Here is a 19,112-nt window from a genome sequence, read left to right as displayed (position 1 = left end):
TCACGACGACCGCCGGGAGGCGTCACGCCGGCCGTGGTACCAGCCGAGCGCACGGCGCTCGACCAGCCGGAAGACGACCGACAGCACGAAGCCGAGCAGACCGAGCAGCAGGATCCCGGTCCACATGTCGGGGATGGCGAAGCCGCGCTGGAACTGGACGATGGTGAAGCCGAGCCCGTTGCTGGCGGCGAACATCTCGCTGATGACCATCAGGATGATGCCGATCGACAGTGCCTGGCGCAGACCCGCGAAGATCTGCGGGCTCGCCGAACGCAGCACCAGGTGCCGCAGGCGGGCCGGGCCCGTGATGCCGTACGAGCGGGCCGTCTCCGACATCACGGAGTCCACGGCCCGCACACCCTCGACCGTGTTGAGCAGGATCGGCCACACGCAGCCGCTCGCGATCACCGCGATCTTCATCGTGTCGCCGATGCCCGCGAACAGCATGATGACCGGGACGAGCACGGGCGGCGGCACCGCGCGCAGGAACTCCAGCACCGGTTCGCACACCGCCCGCACCCGGCGGTACGAGCCGATCACCGTGCCCAGCGCCACCCCCGCGACGGCCGCGCACGCGTAACCGGCCGTCAGCCGCAGCAGACTGGGCAGCACGTCCCCGCGCAGCCGCTCGCCGGTCCACACGTCGGGGAACGTGGTGAGAATGGTGCGCAGCGGCGGCCAGTAGACGTCGGTGCTGTCGTCCGACGCGAACCACCACACCACGACGAGCAGTGCGGGCAGCGCCACGACGAGGAGGAGCCGCAGCAGGACGGCCTCGACACCCCTCACACCGCCACCTCCCCGCGCACGGACTGGTGCCAGGCCAGCGCCCGCCGCTCCACCGTCCGTGCGCCCACGTTGATGAGCAGTCCGAGCAGACCGGTGACCACCACCAGGGCGTACATCTCCGGCACCGCCTGCGACGTCTGGGCGACGGCGATGCGGGCGCCCAACCCCGGTGCTCCGATGACGAGTTCGGCGGTCACGGCGAGAATCAGCGCCACCGCCGCGGCCAGCCGCACACCCGTCATGACGTACGGGAGGGCCGTGGGCCACAGCACGTGCCGGATCCGCGCCCAGGTGCCGAGGCCGTACGAGCGGGCCGTCTCCTCGGCGACCGGGTCGACGTCCTGGACGCCGTACATGACCTGGACGAGGACCTGCCAGAACGACGCGTAGACGACCAGCAGGAGGACCGAGCGCAGTTCGGTGCCGTACAGCAGCACGGCCAGCGGGATCAGCGCGACCGACGGGATCGGGCGCAGGAACTCGATCGTCGAGGCGGTCGCCTCGCGCAGGTACGGGGTGACCGAGATCAGGACCCCCGCGAGGATGCCCGCGGTCACGGCGATCACGAGGCCCAGCGCCCAGCCGGTGAGCGTGTCCCCGAGCGCGGTCCAGAACGCCTCGTCCGCGAGTTCCGTCGCGAACGCGTCGGCGATGCGGCTGGTCGGCGGGAAGTAGTCCTCGTCGACCACGCCGAGCCGCGGCACCGCCTCGCCCAGGGCGAGGAAGGCTGCGAGCCCGGATGCGCCCAGGAGGGCGTTGGCGCCTCTCACGGCAGCAGCTTGTCCAGGTCCGGTGCCTTGTCGAACAGCCCGTCCTGCTGCCCCAGTTCGGCCAGCCTCTCGATGGAGGCGCGGTCCGGCTCGGCGGGCCAGCGGGGCAGGGTCAGCTGCTCCAGGAGGGTGTCGGGGATCTTCGTGTACGTGGTGATGATCTCGCGGACCTCTTCCGGATGGCTGTCGGCGTACTCGAGCGACTCGGCGGTCGCCTCCTGGAACTTCTTCACCATCCCGGGGTTCTTCTGCGCGTACCGCTCGGAGGTGAAGTACATGGCCACGGTGAGGTCCGGCGACACATCGACGAAGAGCGACGCGATGCTGGTGCCGCCCTGGGACTTGATGGTGGCGAGCGCGGGCTCCACGACGCAGGCCGCGTCCACCTGTCCGCCCGCGAGCGCGGCCGGCATCTGATCGAAGGGCATCTCGACGAACTTCACCTCGGAGGGGTCCCCGCCGTCCTTGCGGACCGATTCGTTGACCGAGGTGTCACAGATGTTGTTGAGCGTGTTGACGGCGACCTTCTTGCCCTCCACGTCCTTGGCGGACTTGAGCGGACTGCCCTTCTTCACGGCGAGTTCCGCGAAGTCGGCCTTCTGCTTGCCGGTGGAGGCGACGCCGTTGGCAACGGCCTTGACCGGCACGTTCTTCGACCGGGCGATCAGCAGGGACGTCGTGTTGCTGAAGCCGAAGTCGAACTGGTCGGCGACGACGCCGGGCACGATGGCCGCTCCGCCCTGCGCGCTCGTCAGCGACAGCTTGATGCCCCGCTTGCTGTAGAACCCCTTCTTCTCACCCAGGTACATGGGGGCGACGTCGACGATGGGGATGACGCCGACCTTGATCGTGGTGGTGCCGCCGGACGCCTTGTCCTTGTCGTCCGACCCCGAGGAGTCGGACGAACCGCAGGCCGTCGCGGCGGCCAGCACGGCGCCGGCCGTGAGGCCGATGAGCAGACGACGCATGACTCCCCCTAGTGGGACAGTTCCTCGACAGGCTGTGCGCAGACCGCACAGAAGTGCTCAGCGGGAACGTAGAACGTGGCCGGGGAACAGGTCAATGCCCTTGACGCGCACGGTTGTTGACAGTTGCCGAAGTGTGCTCCTAGCGTGCGCACAGCGCACCCCCGTGCGTCCCGTGGAGGCGATGATGCCTGCAGGAGCCCGCGAACCGCACTTCGTCCGTTCCTTCGAGCGTGGTCTCGCGGTCATCCGCGCCTTCGACGCCGACCACCCCGAGCTGACGCTCAGCGAGGTGGCGCGGGTCAGTGACCTGACCCGCGCGGCGGCCCGCCGCTTCCTGCTGACGCTCTTCGACCTGGGATACGTGGCGACGGACGGCCGGACGTTCCGCCTCACCCCGCGCGTCCTCGAACTCGGCTACTCGTACCTGTCCAGTGTCACGCTGCCGGAGATCGCCGAGCCGCACCTGGAACAACTCGTCGCGCAGATACGGGAGTCGTCGTCCCTGTGCGTCCTCGACGGCGACGACATCGTGTACGTGGCCCGGGTGCCCACCCACCGCATCATGACCGCCACGATCACCGTCGGTACCCGCTTCCCGGCCCATCTAACGTCCGTGGGCCGGGTGTTGCTCGCGCAGCTGCCCGACGAGGAGTCCGACGCCCGGCTCGGGCGCGCGGACCTGCGCCCCCTGACGCCCCGCACGATCACGTCGGCCGACCTGCTGCGCACCGAGCTGCGCCGGGTGCGCCGTCAGGGGTACGCGATCGTCGACCAGGAACTGGAGGAGGGCCTGCGCTCGGTCGCCGTCCCGGTGCGCGACCGGGACGGCGAGGTGGTGGCGGCGGTCAACGTCCCCGTGCACGCCAGCCGCAACTCCGTGGAGTCCGTACGCCGTGACCTGCTGCCCCATCTGCTGGCCACGGTCGCCCGGATCGAGGCGGACCTGCGGATCACAGGTCCAGCACGAGGCGCTTCCCGCGGCACCGGGACACACAGATGAGCATGGTCTCGCCGGCTTCTCGCTCCTCGTCCGTGAGCACCGAGTCGCGGTGGTCCGGCGTCCCGTCGACGACGTCCGTCTCGCAGGTCCCGCAGGTTCCCTCGGTGCAGGAGAAGAGCACCTCCACGCCCGCCGCCCGTACGGTGTCGAGCACGGACACGTCCGCGGGGACGGTGAGCGTACGGCCCGAACGCTCCAGGACCACTTCGAACTCCGTGTCCGCGCCCGTCTCCTGCACCTTGGGCTGGAAGCGCTCGACGTGCAGCGCGCCCTTCGGCCACACCGCGCACCGCTCCTCCACCGCGTCCAGCAGCGGACCGGGGCCGCAGCAGTAGACGAGGGTGTCCGGCTGCGGGGTGCCGAGCACGGAGGCGAGGTCCAGCAGCCCCGTCTCGTCCTGCGGGGCGATGCTCACCCTGTCCCCGTACCGGCTCAACTCCGCGGTGAACGCGATGGATTCGCGGGTCCTGCCGCCGTACAGCAGCGTCCAGTCCGCGCCCGCAGCCTCCGCGGCGGCCAGCATCGGCAGGATGGGCGTGATGCCGATGCCGCCCGCGACGAAGCGGTAGCGGGGCGACGGCTGGAGGACGAAGTGGTTGCGGGGGCCGCGGACGACGACCTTGTCCCCCGTCTGCAACTGCCCGTGCACATAGGCGGATCCGCCGCGTCCGTCGGGCTCGCGCAGGACGGCGATCCGCCATGAGGTCCGGTCGGCGGGGTCGCCGCACAGCGAGTACTGGCGCTCCAGGCCGGAGCCCAGCACGACGTCGATGTGGGCGCCGGGCTCCCAGCCCGGCAGGTCCTCGCCCAGCGGATGACGGAGGGTGAGGGCGAGCACGCCGTCGGCCGCCGGGTCCCTGCGGTCGACGACGAGTTCGGCTTCGTACGAGGTCATGAGCCGTGTCCTTGGGGGGCGTGTCCTTCGGGGTGGGCGAGCATCCACTCCCACATCTCGATCGGGTCCTCGGCGGTGTGCTCGGCCCCGCAGTGACAGGTGCCGTGCAGCACGTCCGTGCCCGGCAGCCAGTCGATGCGGTATACCTCACCGGTGGGGCTGGTCACAGGACCGTCTCCATGGGCTTCTCGCCCTCCTCGACCAGCCGGGCGAGGATGCGGCGGGCGGCGAGACCGCCCGTGTCGATGTTGATGCTCAGTTCCTGGTAGCCGGTCCGTTCCGTGCCCAGCGTCTTCTGCAGCAGGTTGAGCGCGTCGACGTCCTGCATGACCACCGTGTGGTTGTTCGCCCTCAGGAACTCGGTGACCTCGTCGTCGTCGGTCGCCCAGTCGCGCGAGACCATCCAGAAGTCGTACACCTTGCCGTCGGCGGACGGCGTGATGGCGTACGTGATCTCCGTGTGGAAGCCGTTCGGGTCGCTCCCGTCGGCCTCGGGCAGGACACCCACCGGCGCGATGCGGCTGTGCAGCAGGTACAGACAGGGCGCGTGGTACTCGATGTCCTGCCAGCGGGTGATCCGCCCCTCGATGCCGGTGGAACGGGCGTAGAACGGCGGGCACTCGGCGTCGTCCATGTGCCGGCTCACCCGGACGATGCCCGCGCCCTCGTCCACCTCCGTGGTGATCGGCGTCTCGGCGACCTCGGGCGTGCCGATGTACCCGCCGTGCAGATACGTCTCGTGGGACAGGTCGAGGAGGTTGTCGACGAGCAGCCCGTAGTCGGCGTCGATCGGCTCCATGCCCCGCACGGTGAGCCAGCCGGGCGCATCGAGGTGCCTGGCCCGCGGTATGACCTCCGGGTCGGCGAGGGCCGGGTCGCCGATCCACACCCAGATCAGGGCGTCCTGCTCGACCACCGGGTAGGAGGCGACGCGGGCGGTACGGGGAACGCGTTTCTGACCGGGCACGTACACGCACGCGCCCGTCGTGTCGTACGTGAAGCCGTGGTAGCCGCAGACGATCCGGTCCCCGTCGAGCCCGCTCTCGGAGAGCGGGTAGCGGCGGTGCACGCAGCGGTCGTGCAGGGCGACGGGCCGGCCGTCCTCCTCGGTGCGGTAGAAGACGAGCGGCTCACCGAGAATCGTCCGGCCGAGCAGCTCACGCCCCACCTCGTGGGCGTAGGCGGCGACGTACCACTGGTTCCTGGCGAACGCGGTCATGTGAGGCATGGATGCGGCTCCCGTCTCTCTGGTGTGGCGACATCGTCCTGACAGAGTCCACAGGGCCGCAAGGCCACTTCCGTCCCGCGGAAGCGCATCGGTGAACGGGCTGGTCAGAGCGGTCACTCGTCGACAGGGTTGACGCCGTGGAGGGCTGGGACGAGCTCCCGGCCGGAGTCCACGTCGCCGGAGAAGGCGATGGGGCGGTGCTCGGTGGCCGCCCGCGCCGGTGTGTAGGACCCCACGCTCGCCGTCACGGTGCGGGTGGCGGTGAAGGCAGGCGGTGCTCCCAGGAAGTGAACCGGCACGTCCACCCGGACGGAGACTCCCCCTTCTCCTCTCCGGTACGGACCGGTGCGGAGGTCGGCTCCGGCCGGCGGCCCCGAATGTTCCGGCGGCCCCGACCGTTCCGGCGGTGCGTGGCCCCGGCGCGGGTCAGGGCAGGCGGGGCAGCACGTCCCGGGCCGAGTGGCTGAGGATGCGCAGGTTCTCCGCGAACCGCTCGCGCTCCTCGGCGGGGAGCGGCTGCGTGAAGTACCGCTCGATGTTCCCCACGTGGACCCGGGAGGCGCGGACCGTCGTCTCCTCGCCCAGCGGAGTGAGCCGCACCAGTTTCCCGCGGCGGTCGTCGGGGGAGGACGCACGCGCCACGAGCCCCGCGGCCTCCATACGGTCCACCAGCCGGGTCGCGCCGCCCGTGGTCAGGATCTGTTCCTGGGCGATGGCCCGCATCGACAGACCCGGCGCGCCCGCCCGGCCGAGGATCAGCAGCACCTCGAACATCAGGTGGCTGATGCCGCACTCCTCCTCCAGCGCCCGCCCCAGGATGTACTCCAGCCGGTTGGCCGCCCCCTGCAGCCGCCCGAACGCCAGGATCGACTCGTGGTCGGCGGCCTCCTTCGCCGTGCTGATCCCCGCCCGCTCACTCACGGCTCGCCGCCCCCTCCGCTGTCGTCCCGGACATCACCGTACCGATCATGCCTGACCGGAGCCTTGTGGCGGTCGGCGATCCGTTCCCGGAGCAGACCCGCGGCGTTCCCGCCGATCTCGTGGCCCGCCCGGTCGACGCTGGTCGGTGAGATCGGGCCGAACGAGGCGAAGCTGAACACCGGGGCGACACTGCGCCCGCCGCCCGCCGCCCGCCGCCCGCCGCCCGCCAACCGCCTCCGCCGATGCCGTCCGTGAAGGTCGGACCCCGCCGACGGCGCGGGGACACGTCCGTCAGGCCGGGCGCAGCTCGAACCAGTCGAAGGCGGCGCTGCCCCGCGTGGCGTACATGCCGAAGACCCGGCCGGTGAAACCGCCGGCGACCTCGGTGGTGAGGTAGCGGCCGTCGAGTTCCGCGAGGACCTCGAAGCGGCCGCCGTCGGTCTCGTAGCCCAGGCGGAGGGTGTCGGGGCCGCCGGCGCGAAGACCGGACGGGGGAGCCGTCTGCGGATCGCGGACGGTGACCGAGGGCGGCAGCACGTCGGTGGTGGTGACGTCGATGCGCAGGGTCACCGGGCCGTCGGGGACGGGCCGTTGGGCTATCGCCTGGCGCAGCGGTCCGATCCTGGCGACCGCGCGGACCGTGCCGTCTGCCACCTCCACCTCGTAGTGGTGGGCCTCGTCCAGGCGTACCGCGAGCCCGCCCCGGCCGTCGCCGGTGATGTCGGCCAGGGTGCGCGCGGTGCAGTCGGGGTCGCGCTGGCGTCGTCCGACGAAGAGCGCGCCGGGTGTGTCGAGGCTGTCCGCGCGGGCGTGCAGGACCAGGTGGCCCGGCCGTTCGTCGAGACGTGTGGCCTCGGGGTCGTTGCGCCGCAGCGAGACCCAGCACGGCGCGAGCGTGGGGGAGTCGAAGTCGTCCCGGTCGGGTTCCCGTGGCCAGGGATGCGGTGTGAGCGCCGGGGCCTCGGCCCGCGGTTCCAGCGGGCCGGGCAGCGGCCACCCGTCCTCCCAGCGCACCGGTGCCAGGAACGTCTCGCGGCCCATGCCGTGGTACATCGGGGTGTCGCCGCGCGGCCTGGTGCCCAGCAGCACCATCCACCACGTGCCGTCGCCCGCCTGCACCAGATCGCCGTGGCCCGTGCTCTGCACCGGATGGCCGGTACTGCGGTGGGACAGCACGGGGTTCGCCGGGTGCGGTTCGAACGGCCCCGGCAGGGTGCGGGCCCGGGCGACCGACAGCGCGTGGCCGCGTTCGGTGCCGCCCTCCGACAGCAGCAGGTACCACCAGTCGCCGATCCGGTACAGGTGCGGCCCCTCGGGGTACTGCAGTCCGCTGCCCGACCACATCGGCACCGGCTCGCCCAGCAGTCGGCCCGACTTCGGGTCGATGCGCACGCCGCGGATGCCGCCCGCGGAGAACACGCACCAGCAGGTTCCGTCCTCCTCCCAGGCCAGGTCCGGGTCGATGCCGGGCACGCCCACCGGCACCGGATCCGACCAGGGCCCCGCCGGGTCCTCGGCGGTCACCAGGACGTTGCCCGCTCCTGCGACCACGGTCGTGATCAGCCAGAACAGACCGTCGTGGTGGCGCAGCGTCGGTGCGTACACCCCCGTGGAGGCGGGGGCCGTGTCCGGCAGGTCCAGTTGCGAGGGCCGGTCCAACGCGTGCCCGATCAGCCGCCAGTTCACCAGGTCACGGCTGTGCCGGATCGGCACGCCGGGTACGTATTCGAAGCTGGACGTGGCCACGTAGTAGTCGTCGCCGACCCGGCAGATGCTCGGGTCGGGACTGAAGCCGGGTATGACGGGATTGTCGAAGAACGCCATGTCCGTCCTGAGGGGAGTGCGGTCGGGGAGAGTGCGCCGCGGGGAGACGTCCGCGCGGGGGCGGGAACCGGATGGGTGCTGGTCACGCCTTGAAGCCGGGGCCCGAGGCCGGGGTTCACCGGTGAGCACCACGAACGGGTCGCGCTGGCCCGGGAGTCGGGCCGCCGGGTCGGCCGGCACGGATGCGGTACCCACAGTGGACGGCCCCTTGCCGGTGGTAGCTGTGGAAAGCGCTGTCACCTCACGCGTGAAAGGTACCCCGGGGCTCGCGAGGAGGGGCGCACTTGTCATGAAGGTCGGGTGAGCGGCCGCGTCCGCCCACACGGCACACTCCACGCACACCGGTCGCTCCCGCTCGTCCCATGGCGTGAGCGCGGCGTGGGCCCGCGGATGACGTCACCGGACGCCGGACCGGGCAGTTCCGCCCGCCCGGCCGGCGGAACTGCCAGGCGGCCGTCCCGTGGCAGTGACGGACTCTCCGACCGCCCGTGGGCTGGATCAGCCGTGTCCCATGGCCTTGCGGACGGCGTCACGGGCGCGGTCCATCAGGGCGGCGACCGGGCCCAGTGCCAGGTTGGCCGTGGCGGACTCCACGCCCGGATGGGGCCGGGTGAGTGCCGGCGATGGGGGCTCCGGCCGTACTCGACCTCGTGGACGCCGGGCGCCGCTCCCGCGCCGAACCGGTCCCGCGGTGGTCCTCCGGCGGGCGGCAGCTTCGGGAGGCCAGGTCGGAATCGGACACACGGCTGCTCGGCCGTCCCTTCGCACGCTCCAGCACGCCACGGCAGAGCCGCGGCCACATCCGCGCCGCCCGTCCCGCCGGGCGGCCGGACGGCGGGACGGGCGGGAGCCGATGCCCGCCGGTCGTTTGCCGTACGCCCCGGTGGGGACCCGGTGGCCCATGCGCACAACGTCTCCTCGCCGCCGACCGCGGCAGAACCGGACCCTCTGGCTCCTCGGCCGACCGGACCGGGAGCCGCGGGCGGACTCGGTGATCGACGCCCTCCGTACGGGCACACGGTCCCTGCCGCTCGGACGGAGACGAGTGACGCTGACACGACGGACCGGCGATGGAGCGGGACAGGAGCGGTGACGGCTCATGGGCACAGCAACTGAGAACCGCCTCGCGGGACGTCTGCAGGGATTCCTCCGAGGCACGAAGAAGAACTATTCGGCAGGGCACGAGCGTCCCCTGGGCGGCTATCTGGCGGCCATGGCCGGATTCGGGGTGTATACGGCGGCCTGGGCGACGGTGGTACGGCTCCGGGGGCGCCCCCTGCCCGACCGGCCCGCGCCCTGGGACGTGGCGCTGACCGCGGTGGCCGCCTTCCGGCTCAGCCGCCTGCTCAGCAAGGCAGCGGTGACCAGCCCTCTGCGAGCCCCGTTCACGAAGTACGTCGGTCCGCAGGGCCCGGCCGAACTGCAGGAGGAGGCACAGGCCGGCGACGGCAAGGACACCGTCGGTGAGCTGGTCACCTGCCCGTTCTGCACGAGTGTGTGGGTGGTGTCGACCCTGACCGCCGGCCAGTTGCTCTGGCCGCAGGCCACGCGCACCGCCATGGGCGCGCTCGCGGCCCTGGCCGGAGCGGACGCGCTGCAACTGACGTACGCGGCGCTGGTGGACAAGACCGAAGGCGAGTGACTCCGCGCGATCCCGGGCCGTACGCCGACGTACCGCGGAGTCTCCACGACCTGACTCGGGACGCACCCCGCCCCGGCACTTCGGCGGCCCCGGCCAAGAAGGCGGCCGTCGGGCCGGCGGGGGTGCCGCGCTCCGCGGTGCTGGCCGCCCGCCGCCGTACTCCGCAAACGGCATTGAGTGATCCCCTCACCACGAGGACCTCATGACGTCGACCAGGTCCGGTCACCAGGGCACACCGTGCTGACCGGTGACCTCGGCCCCGACACGCCCTCGTCCTGGAGGGCGGGGCTGTCGGGGTGCCGCCGTGCCATTCGCACAGCAGCACGGTGGCATGGGCGTGCTCCCCGGGAAGCAACACCGGCACCTCGCGTACCGCCGTCTTTCACACGGGCGCCACGCGGCCCTTCCCTGACGTTTGTTGCTCTTGGAACACTCCTTTCGCACACGTTTCAGCACAAGCAGGGCCGTCCGCCAGTCGCCCCGTACCCGTCACGACGAGAGGTCACCCAGTCATGACCGAAGTGAATCGGCGCCGATTCCTGCAACTCGCAGGCGGCACAGCGGCGTTCACCGCGCTGTCGGAGAGTATCGCCAAGGCCGCGGCGATCCCCGCGGGATACCACCGCGGCACCATCGAGGACGTCGAGCACATCGTCGTCCTGATGCAGGAGAACCGTTCTTTCGACCACTACTTCGGTGCGCTCAGAGGTGTCCGCGGTTTCGGCGACCCGCACCCGGTCACGCTCGACAACGGCAAGTCGGTGTGGCACCAGTCGGACGGCACCAAGGACCTGCTGCCCTTCCACCCGGAGGCCGACGACCTCGGCATGCAGTTCCTGGAGGGACTCCCGCACAGCTGGCCCGACGGGCACGCCGCCTACAACGGGGGCAAGTACGACAAGTGGGTCCCCGCGAAGGGCCCCACGACCATGGCGTACCTGACGCGCGAGGACATCCCGTTCCACTACGCCCTCGCCGACACCTTCACCGTCTGCGACGCCTACCACTGCTCGTTCATCGGCTCCACCGACCCGAACCGCTACTACATGTGGACGGGCTTCACGGGCAACGACGGCAAGGGCGGCGGCCCGGTCCTCGGCAACGACGAGGTCGGCTACGACTGGACGACCTACCCCGAGCGGCTCGAGAAGGCCGGGATCTCCTGGAAGGTCTACCAGGACATCGGCAACGGCCTCGACGCGGCCGGCTCCTGGGGCTGGATCTCCGACCCGTACCGCGGCAACTACGGCGACAACTCGCTGCTCTACTTCAACAAGTACCGCAACGCCAAGGCGGGCGACCCGCTCTACGACAAGGCCCGCACCGGCACCGACGCCCGCAAGGGCGAGGGCTTCTTCGACCAGCTGCGCGCCGACGTCAAGGGCGGCAAGCTGCCGCAGATCTCCTGGATCGCCGCCCCCGAGGCCTTCTCCGAGCACTCCAACTGGCCCTCGAACTACGGTGCCTGGTACATCTCCCAGGTGCTGGAGGCGCTCACCTCCGACCCCAAGGTGTGGGCGAAGACGGCCCTGTTCATCACCTACGACGAGAACGACGGCTTCTTCGACCACGTCGTTCCGCCCCTCCCGCCGGGTTCCGCCGACCGCGGCAGGTCCACCGTCGACGTCGGCCCGGACCTCTTCGCGGGCAGTGCGACCAACGTCGCCGGTCCGTACGGTCTCGGTCCGCGGGTGCCGATGCTCGTCGTCTCGCCCTGGAGCAAGGGCGGTTACGTCTGCTCCGAGACCCTGGACCACACGTCGATCGTCCGGTTCATGGAGCGTCGCTTCGGTGTCGAGGAGCCGAACATCTCGCCCTGGCGGCGGGCCGTCTGCGGTGACCTGACCGGCGCGTTCGACTTCTCCCGCAAGGACAGCAGGCCGGCCGACCTCCCGGACACCGACGCGTACGAGCCGCCGGACAAGGACCGGCACCCGGACTACAGGCCGACACCGCCCGCCGACCCGAAGCTGCCCAGGCAGGAGCGCGGCCTGCGGCCCGCCCGCCCGCTGCGGTACGCGCCGTGGATCGACGGCTCGGCGGACCCGGAGGCCGGGAAGTTCACGCTGACCTTCGCCTCGGGCCGGAAGGCCGGCGCCTCCTTCCACGTGACCTCCGGGAACCGCACCGACGGCCCCTGGACATACACCACCGAGGCGGGCAAGAGCGTCGCGGACACCTGGAACTCCGCGTACTCGAACGGCTCGTACGACCTGACCGTGCACGGACCCAACGGTTTCGTACGCGTCTTCAAGGGGCCGGGGAAGGCCGCCGGACCCGAGGTCACCGCACGGCACGACGGGGACGACATCGAGCTGACCTTCACCAACAAGGGCTCGCGCACGGCCGGTCTCAAGCTCAGCAGTGGCTACGGCGGCAGGCCCCGGTCGTTCCGGGTACGGCCCGGCGCGACCGTCAGGCACACCGTGGACCTGCGGGCGAGCCGGCGGTGGTACGACCTCACCGTCGTGTCCGACGCGGACGGCTCGTTCCTGCGCCGCTTCGCGGGGCACGTCGAGAACGGCCGGGTGGGCGTCAGCGACCCGGCGATGGCCAGGACGTGAGCGAGGCGGGCGGGGCGGTCACGGACCTCCGCGACCGCCCCGCCCGCCGTGTGCCCGCAGCTACAGCGGGGTGAGATGCCCCGGCTTCGGCTGCCGCGGCAGCAACGAGGGCTCGTACGCGGCCGATCCGGGCTCCAGCGCGAGGACCGCGGCCACCGGATGCTCCTCCTCCGGGGCGTCCGCCGAAGGGCTCGGCGGTGAGGGCGCGGCAGCCGGTTTCGGTGCGGCACGCGACAGTGTCACCACGCCCCGGGCCGCGACCGCCGCCCCGGCCCCCGCGAGCAGCAGTCCCGCCACTCCGCCCTGCAGCCGTTCGCCGAGCAGCGAGAGACCGATCACCGCGGCGGCGATCGGATTGGCCAGCGTCACGACCGCGAGCGGGGCCCCCAGGCCGCCCTTGTACGCGGTCTGCGACAGCAGCAGCCCGCCCGCCGCGAAGGCCGCGACCAGCAGGGCCACCACGACCACCTGCCCGCTGAACAGTGGGCCCGTGCGGTCCGTCGCCGCGACCGTGACGGTCTGCGTGAGCGCCGACGCGACGCCCGAGGCGAAACCGGACGCGGTCGCGTGCCGGAGCCCGGGGCGCGTGCCGGGCCGGGAAAGCGCGCCGATGAGAGTCGCGGTGACGCCCGCCACGGCAAGCGCCTGCGGAACGCTCAGCACGTCGTCGGGGGCGGGCCCGGACGCCGTGACGAGTACTGCGCAGAGCCCGGCCAGTGTCAGTGCCGTACCGCGCCACTCGACGGCGGTCACCCGCCGTCCCGCCATCCGCGCGCCCAGCGGAACCGCGGCCACCAGGGTGAGCGCGCCGAGCGGCTGGACGAGCGTGAGCGTTCCGTACTTGAGCGCGGCGACGTGCAGCAGCGCGGCCCCGGCGTTGAGACCGACCGACCACCACCAGGCACCGCGGCCCAGCAGGCGCAGTACTCCGGCGCCGGCGGTCCGCGAGGCCAGCCGTTCCTGGGCCACCGCGGCGGCCGCGTACGCGACGGCGGAGAACAGCGACAGGACGACGGCGACGAGGGTGGCGCTCATCGTCCGGCTCCCACGAGCTCGGGTGCCTCCGGTACGCCGGGTCCGTGCTGTCCGTCCGGCGTCTTCGGTACGGAGTCACCGGCGTCCTCGCGACCCCGCTCGGACCCGGTGGTCGGCGCCGTCCGGCGCGGCGGACGGACCACGGCGAGAGCGATGCCGAGGAGGGCGGCCGCCACGATCGCGTCGAGCCAGTAGTGGTTCGCCGTGCCGACGATCACCAGCAGGGTCACCAGCGGATGCAGCAGCCACAGCCACCGCCACCTGGAGCGGGTGGCGACGATCAGACCGATCGCGACCATCAGGGCCCAGCCGAAGTGCAGCGACGGCATCGCCGCGAACTGGTTCGACAGGGAATCGGTCTCGGGGGAGGCGCCGTACACCGTGGGCCCGAAGACCTGACCGGTGTCCACGAGGCCCGTCGCGGCGAGCATCCGCGGCGGGGCCAGCGGGAACGTGAGATGCACCACCAGGGCGGCGGCCGTGACCGCGGCGAGGACCCGGCGGGCCCACACGTAGTGCCCGGGCCGCCGCAGGTACGTCCAGACCAGGAAGGCCGCGGTGGCGGGGAAGTGCACGGTCGCGTAATAGGTGTTGACGACGTGCACGAGGGTGTCGCCGTGCAGCATCGCGGACTGCACGGAGTCCTCACCGGGCAGGTGCACGAACCGTTCCAGGTCCCACACGCGGTGCGCGTTGCCGAAGGCCTCGGCGGTGTGGCCCGTGGCCAGCTGCCGGCCGAGTTTGTAGACGAGGAAGAGTCCCGCGACGAGCAGGAGCTCCCGGACGAGGGGCGGCCGCGGTATCGCGGCGGATCCCTTCTGTGCAGGCTCGGTTGGGCGTTCCATCCCCCGGCCCCTTTGCTTGACGGTCCCGCGTGTGCTGATACGTGGTGAGCCCAGGAGGGGATCCACTCGACACAGGGGTGGGTCCTGTCCAAGGCTCATCGATACGCCAGTGTACCGATACGGAGGCGTTCCGGTACACTGGCGTATCGATAGGGCGTACGCCACACTGGAAGCGGATCCGCCGCACAGCGCGGAGACGAGCGAGGAGAAGAGCCATGACGTCGCAGGCAGCGGAGGGACCCGAATCGGTCGCCGCCTCGCGCCGCTCCAAGATCACGCCGGAGCGTGAGCAGGAGTTCTTCGACGCCGTGCTCGACCAGATCCGCCAGTGCGGCTACGACGCGCTGACCATGGAGGGTGTCGCCGCCAGCACCCGGTGCAGCAAGTCCACGCTCTACCGGCAGTGGAGGACGAAGCCGCAGTTCGTGGCGGCCGCGCTGCGCGCCAACCACTGCCCCAAGTTCATCGGGATCGACACCGGTTCGCTGGCCGGCGACCTGCGCGCGGTCGCGCGCGCGGCGGGGGAGCGGTCGGACGAGGACACCCGGCTGCTGCAGGCGCTCGGGCAGTCCGTGATGCAGGACGACGAACTGCAGCGCGCCCTGCGCGACGCGCTGGTGGAACCGGAACTCGACGCGCTCCGGGCGATGATCGGGCGCGCGGTCGAGCGGGGCGAGATCACCGCCGACCACCCGGTGCTGGAGTTCGTGCCGGCGCAGCTGCTCGGCATGCTCCGCGTCCGCCCGATCCTGGAGGGGCGGCCCGCGGACGCCGACTATCTCCTGCGCTACGTCGAAGTGGCCCTGCTGCCCGCCCTCGGACTGACCGAGGGCACCTGAGACCCAGGTCACCGTCCACGGGATGACAGGACGGTGACCTGCTCGCGCCGCACCGTGGGGACGGGGGCGGCGCGCACCCCCCGGCCGGGTGGGGTTCCTCTTGAGCGGAGAGGTGCCCCACCCGGCCGACCGGGGCCGGAGCGGTGAAGGACACCACGGCGACGGTCCGGACCGCCACCCACGCCCTGCCGGTGGTCGGTCCGACCCGCCGTGCGCACCGTCCGCCGGGGCCCAGGCGTCCCGGCGGACGTGCGTCCGCGGGAGCCCGGTCCTTCGGCCGTCGTCGTACGGCCTAGACGTTCTGGCCGTTGCCGCCGACGCCGGACTCCTTGATGCCCTTGGTGATGTCGTCGATCACGGACTGCTTGGGCGCGTCGGCCCCGACGTCGAGGCCGAAGCGCACGACGACGAGCTGCTTGGCGGCGGCCGGCGCAGGAAAGACGAGCGACTCGACATAGCCGTCGGCGCCCTTGCTCGTGACGACCTTCCAGCGGACCGCGTAACCCTTCTGGCCGGCCACCGTGACCGCCTTCGAGGACAACTCGTCGTGCGAGGTGATCTTGCCGTAGCTCTTGCCGCCGTAGGACTCCTCCGCGTTCTTGGCGATGTCCTCCTTGGCGGCGGCCTCGGCGGTGGTGGCCTTGATCTTCAGCGCGATCGCCGGGGCGGAGTAGGCGCCGCCGCGTGTGCAGGTCGCCGAGGCGTCACCCGGGCACTTGTAGGAGTCCTTGGAGGTCACCTGGGCGCCCACCTGGATGGTCTCGCCGCTCCAGCCGTCGGGCACCGGCAGGCTGATGCCGTTGACGGGATCGGCCGCGAAGCCCTCCTCGGTCTGCCGCGGCTGCGGGATCCCGCTCTCGCCGCCGTCCGGGCCGCCGGGACCGCCCTGACCGCCACCGTCCTGCCCCTGCGGGCCGTCCGGCAGCGTCGGTGCCGGCCGGGCGTTGCTCCGGTCGCTGCCGGGCGAACCGTCGTCCGAGGTCAGCGCGTACACGCCGCCGCCGATGCCCGCGAGGACCGCCACGGCGACGGCGACGGCTATCGCCGTGCGCGCCGCGCGCCGGGGCCCGCCTGGGTTCGCGCCCGCATGCGGTGCGCCCGGCGGGTACGCCGGGGGCCCCCATGTCGCGGCGGACTCCGCGGGGCGGGTCTGGTCCGTCCATGTCCTGCCGTCCCACCAGCGCTGCGTTGCGGGACCGTCACTTGTCTGCCCGGGGTCGGGATACCAGCCGGGGGGAGTCGCCTGCGTCATGGGTCCACCGTATGAGGCGCGGGTGAAAGCCGGATGAGAGGACCCGGTTTCCCTTCACTCGATCACGAGGCGTACCGGTTGTTCCGCGCCCCGGGGCAGCGGCGGGAAGCCGCCGCGCCCCGGCGTGAGCGAACCGAGCACGCTGGCGTGCCGGGCGCCGGTGCTCCGCGGGTCGGTGCCCACGAGCCCGTGCAGTGTCAGGAAGCCGAGGACGGCGAAGGCGTACGCCTCCTTGGCCGCGGCCGGCAGACCGAGGGCGTCGGAGGCGCGGAGCGGCACTCCCGGCAGCTCCGCGCCCAGCATCGCCATGAGCACGGGATTGCGTGTCCCGCCGCCCGAGGCGATCACCTCCGTGGCGCGCACGGAACGGACGGCGTCCGCCACCGTCCGCGCGGTGAGCCGCGTGAGCGTCGCGACCACGTCCTCCTGCGGCACGGTGGCGAAGTCCGCCAGCGCCGCGAGCAGATAGCCCTCGTGGAACAGTTCCTTACCTGTCGTCTTGGGCGCGGGCCGCACGTAGTACGGCTCGTCGAGCAGGCGCCGCAGCAGCGGCTCGTGCACGGTCCCGCGAGCGGCCAGGGTGCCGTCGGTGTCGAAGTCGCGGCCGGTGAATCGGCGTACGGCGGCGTCCGTGAGCGCGCCCGCGGGTCCCGTGTCGAAGGCGGTGCCGTCGGGCGCGGTGAGGTTGGCGATGCCGCCGAGGTTCAGCGCGACCGGTGTGCCCGGTCTTCCGCGCAGCCACAGGAGGTCGACCAGGCTCACCAGCGGCGCCCCCTGGCCCCCCGCGGCGATGTCGCGCGGCCGGAAGTCGGCGACCACGGGCAGTCCGGTCGCCTCCGCGATCCAGGCGGGCCGTCCGATCTGAAGGGTGCCGCGCACTTCTCCCCCGACCGCCCAGTGGAAGACGGTCTGGCCGTGCGACGCGACCAGTTCGCCCCGCTCGCCGCACAGTTCGCGCTGGGCGCGGACCGCGGCCCGGGCGAAGGCCTGCCCGATGAGCGTGTCCAGCCGGCACACCTGGGCGAAGGTCGTGGCCGCCGGGGGCAGCGCCGCCGCGAGTGCCTCACGCAGTCCCGGCCCGTACGGCCGGCTGACCGTCCCGAGCGGCCGCAGCACCAGGGTCTCCCCGTCGAGCCGCAGATCGGCCGCCGCCGCGTCGATCGCGTCGTACGACGTGCCGGACATCAGACCGATCACCCGCATCAGCCCACCCCTTCTGACACCTGCTCAGCTCTCGTCGTGCGCCCGCTTCTTGCGCGGCGTCAGCAGCGCGAGCGCGCTCACGGCGCACGTGACCGCCGCGTAGTACGCCGGAATGTCCACGCTTCCCGTCCGCCTGACCGACTCCGTGATGATGAGGCCCGCACAGCCCGAGAACACGGCATTGGACAGGGCGTAGGCGAGTCCCAGGCCCGTGTAGCGCACGCTCGTCGGGAACATCTCCGAGAGCATCGCGGGGCCCGGCCCCGCCATCAGGCCGACGATCGCCCCCGCGGCGAAGACGGCCGCGCTCTTCGACGCGGCCGAAGTGCCCGCGTCCTGGAGGAGGTTGAGCAGCGGGACCGCGAGCACGGTGACCAGCAGCGCCCCCGTCAGCATCACCGGCCGCCGCCCGACCCGGTCGCTGAGCAGCCCCGCCGGGATGATCGTGACCGCGAAGCCCAGGTTGGCGAGGACGGTGGCGACCAGCGCCTGCTGGAACGAGGCGTTCAAAGAGCTCTGCAGGTACGAGGGGAGCACGACGAGGAACGTGTAGCCGGCGGCGGCCCAGCCCATGACGCGCCCCGCCCCGAGCGCGATCGCCTTCGCCACCTCGCGACCCGGGGGCCGTTCGGGCCGCAGTTCCTCCCGGAGGGCCTGGAACGACGGCGTCTCGTCGAGGCGCAGCCGAAGCCACAGGGCCCCGAGCCCCAGCGGCAGCGTCAGCAGGAACGGCAGTCGCCAGCCCCAGGAGTTCAACTGCGCCTCGGTGAGCAGGGTCGCCAGCAGGGCCGCCGCGCCCGCCCCGCCCAGCAGCCCCAGCGCCACCGTGAACGACTGCCACGACCCGTACAGCCCTCGCCTGCCCGGTGGCGCGAACTCCGTCATCACCGACACCGCCCCGCCGAACTCCCCTCCCGCGGACAGGCCTTGGACCACCCGGAGAAGGGTGAGCAGCCAGGGCGCGAGGGGGCCCACCGTGTCGTACGTGGGCAGCACGCCGATCAGGGTCGTCGCGGCCGTCATGAGGACGATGACCAGGACGAGCACGGGACGGCGCCCGACCCGGTCGCCGAGCCGCCCGAACAGTGCGGCGCCCACGGGCCGGAAGAAGAACGCGAGCGCGAACGACGCGTACGTCCTGACCAGGGCCTCGGCCTCGCTGCCGCCCTCCGGGGTGAAGAACCTGGCGGCGATGACCGTCGCGAAGTATCCGTAGACACCGAACTCGTACCACTCGATGAAATTGCCCACCGACCCCGCGACCAGCGCCCTTCGGGAACGCTCCGGCCTGTCGGTCCGCAGGTCGGAGCCGTGCGCCGGGGCGCCCATGCCGTTCC

18 protein-coding genes and 1 pseudogene are annotated in these 19,112 nt (G+C 72.0%); 4 read left to right on the top strand and 15 right to left on the bottom strand.

The genetic code is table 11. The features are described 5' to 3' along the window. Genes O1Q96_RS31935 through O1Q96_RS31925 form a run of 3 tightly spaced genes read right to left on the bottom strand, consistent with a single transcriptional unit; the run spans position 1 to position 2,527 of the window. Complete coding sequence (locus O1Q96_RS31935) at positions 1-789, bottom strand: ABC transporter permease (RefSeq protein ID WP_269251454.1); 789 nt, start codon at positions 787-789, stop codon at positions 1-3. Then, a complete protein-coding gene (locus O1Q96_RS31930) occupies positions 786-1,559 on the bottom strand; it encodes an ABC transporter permease (RefSeq protein WP_269251453.1) in 774 nt (257 codons plus the stop codon). Before O1Q96_RS31930 ends, O1Q96_RS31935 begins: the two co-directional genes overlap by 4 nt. Beyond that, entirely contained in the window at positions 1,556-2,527 is a 972-nt protein-coding gene (locus O1Q96_RS31925) for an ABC transporter substrate-binding protein (protein WP_269251452.1), read from the bottom strand. Before O1Q96_RS31925 ends, O1Q96_RS31930 begins: the two co-directional genes overlap by 4 nt. Before the next feature lie 184 nt (positions 2,528-2,711). Here O1Q96_RS31925 and O1Q96_RS31920 point away from each other — a divergent pair, with 184 nt between their 5' ends. Further along, a complete protein-coding gene (locus O1Q96_RS31920; RefSeq protein WP_269253808.1) occupies positions 2,712-3,527 on the top strand; it encodes an IclR family transcriptional regulator domain-containing protein in 816 nt (271 codons plus the stop codon). Here O1Q96_RS31920 and O1Q96_RS31915 read toward each other — a convergent pair. The 7 genes and pseudogenes from O1Q96_RS31915 to O1Q96_RS31885 form a co-directional block, all read right to left on the bottom strand. Then, entirely contained in the window at positions 3,478-4,422 is a 945-nt protein-coding gene (locus tag O1Q96_RS31915) for a PDR/VanB family oxidoreductase (RefSeq protein WP_269251451.1), read from the bottom strand. The two genes, O1Q96_RS31920 and O1Q96_RS31915, sit on opposite strands and share 50 nt — an antisense overlap. Further along, entirely contained in the window at positions 4,419-4,589 is a 171-nt protein-coding gene (locus O1Q96_RS31910; protein ID WP_269251450.1) for a hypothetical protein, read from the bottom strand. The genes O1Q96_RS31915 and O1Q96_RS31910 overlap by 4 nt, the downstream gene beginning before the upstream one ends. Beyond that, positions 4,586-5,650 (bottom strand): aromatic ring-hydroxylating dioxygenase subunit alpha, encoded by a 1,065-nt coding sequence (locus O1Q96_RS31905; RefSeq protein WP_269251449.1) that lies wholly within the window; start codon positions 5,648-5,650, stop codon positions 4,586-4,588. The genes O1Q96_RS31910 and O1Q96_RS31905 overlap by 4 nt, the downstream gene beginning before the upstream one ends. 197 nt (positions 5,651-5,847) lie before the next feature. After that, a pseudogene (locus O1Q96_RS31900) lies at positions 5,848-5,976 on the bottom strand (transcriptional regulator); the annotation flags it as partial. A gap of 100 nt (positions 5,977-6,076) precedes the next feature. Continuing rightward, positions 6,077-6,571, bottom strand: coding sequence for a MarR family winged helix-turn-helix transcriptional regulator (locus tag O1Q96_RS31895; protein ID WP_269251448.1), 495 nt, complete (start codon positions 6,569-6,571; stop codon positions 6,077-6,079). Beyond that, complete coding sequence (locus O1Q96_RS31890) at positions 6,568-6,750, bottom strand: hypothetical protein (protein ID WP_269251447.1); 183 nt, start codon at positions 6,748-6,750, stop codon at positions 6,568-6,570. Before O1Q96_RS31890 ends, O1Q96_RS31895 begins: the two co-directional genes overlap by 4 nt. A gap of 112 nt (positions 6,751-6,862) precedes the next feature. After that, a complete protein-coding gene (locus O1Q96_RS31885) occupies positions 6,863-8,395 on the bottom strand; it encodes a glycoside hydrolase family 43 protein (RefSeq protein WP_269251446.1) in 1,533 nt (510 codons plus the stop codon). Between the two features lie 1,099 nt (positions 8,396-9,494). On the opposite strand from O1Q96_RS31885, the gene O1Q96_RS31875 reads away from it, so the two are divergent. Both O1Q96_RS31875 and O1Q96_RS31870 read left to right on the top strand, forming a co-directional pair. Beyond that, entirely contained in the window at positions 9,495-10,037 is a 543-nt protein-coding gene (locus O1Q96_RS31875) for a DUF1360 domain-containing protein (RefSeq protein WP_269251445.1), read from the top strand. Between the two features lie 512 nt (positions 10,038-10,549). Further along, the gene (locus tag O1Q96_RS31870) at positions 10,550-12,601 is read left to right on the top strand and encodes a phosphocholine-specific phospholipase C (protein WP_269251444.1); all 2,052 of its coding nucleotides are present in this window, start codon (positions 10,550-10,552) and stop codon (positions 12,599-12,601) included. A gap of 60 nt (positions 12,602-12,661) precedes the next feature. Here the strand turns inward: O1Q96_RS31870 and O1Q96_RS31865 are convergent, their stop codons facing one another. Together O1Q96_RS31865 and O1Q96_RS31860 are read right to left on the bottom strand one after the other, a co-directional pair. Beyond that, positions 12,662-13,636, bottom strand: a complete 975-nt coding sequence (locus O1Q96_RS31865; protein ID WP_269251443.1) for a DMT family transporter — start codon at positions 13,634-13,636, stop codon at positions 12,662-12,664. Then, a complete protein-coding gene (locus tag O1Q96_RS31860) occupies positions 13,633-14,481 on the bottom strand; it encodes a phosphatase PAP2 family protein (RefSeq protein WP_269251442.1) in 849 nt (282 codons plus the stop codon). Before O1Q96_RS31860 ends, O1Q96_RS31865 begins: the two co-directional genes overlap by 4 nt. A 215-nt stretch (positions 14,482-14,696) precedes the next feature. On the opposite strand from O1Q96_RS31860, the gene O1Q96_RS31855 reads away from it, so the two are divergent. Then, positions 14,697-15,320 carry a TetR/AcrR family transcriptional regulator gene (locus O1Q96_RS31855; RefSeq protein ID WP_269251441.1) on the top strand — a complete coding sequence of 208 codons (624 nt, stop codon included), beginning with the start codon at positions 14,697-14,699 and terminating at the stop codon, positions 15,318-15,320. A gap of 292 nt (positions 15,321-15,612) precedes the next feature. Here the strand turns inward: O1Q96_RS31855 and O1Q96_RS31850 are convergent, their stop codons facing one another. Genes O1Q96_RS31850 through O1Q96_RS31840 form a run of 3 tightly spaced genes read right to left on the bottom strand, consistent with a single transcriptional unit; the run spans position 15,613 to position 19,104 of the window. Then, the gene (locus O1Q96_RS31850) at positions 15,613-16,572 is read right to left on the bottom strand and encodes a DUF2510 domain-containing protein (RefSeq protein WP_269251440.1); all 960 of its coding nucleotides are present in this window, start codon (positions 16,570-16,572) and stop codon (positions 15,613-15,615) included. A 54-nt stretch (positions 16,573-16,626) separates the two neighbouring features. Continuing rightward, complete coding sequence (locus O1Q96_RS31845) at positions 16,627-17,775, bottom strand: anhydro-N-acetylmuramic acid kinase (RefSeq protein ID WP_269251439.1); 1,149 nt, start codon at positions 17,773-17,775, stop codon at positions 16,627-16,629. Positions 17,776-17,799: 24 nt separating this feature from the next. Next, positions 17,800-19,104, bottom strand: coding sequence for an MFS transporter (locus O1Q96_RS31840; protein ID WP_269251438.1), 1,305 nt, complete (start codon positions 19,102-19,104; stop codon positions 17,800-17,802). Positions 19,105-19,112 lie beyond the last annotated feature (8 nt).

It is taken from the genome of Streptomyces aurantiacus (genome assembly GCF_027107535.1).
In the GTDB taxonomy this organism is placed as follows: Bacteria; Actinomycetota; Actinomycetes; order Streptomycetales; family Streptomycetaceae; genus Streptomyces.
This window is presented reverse-complemented; position numbering and strand designations above follow the sequence as displayed.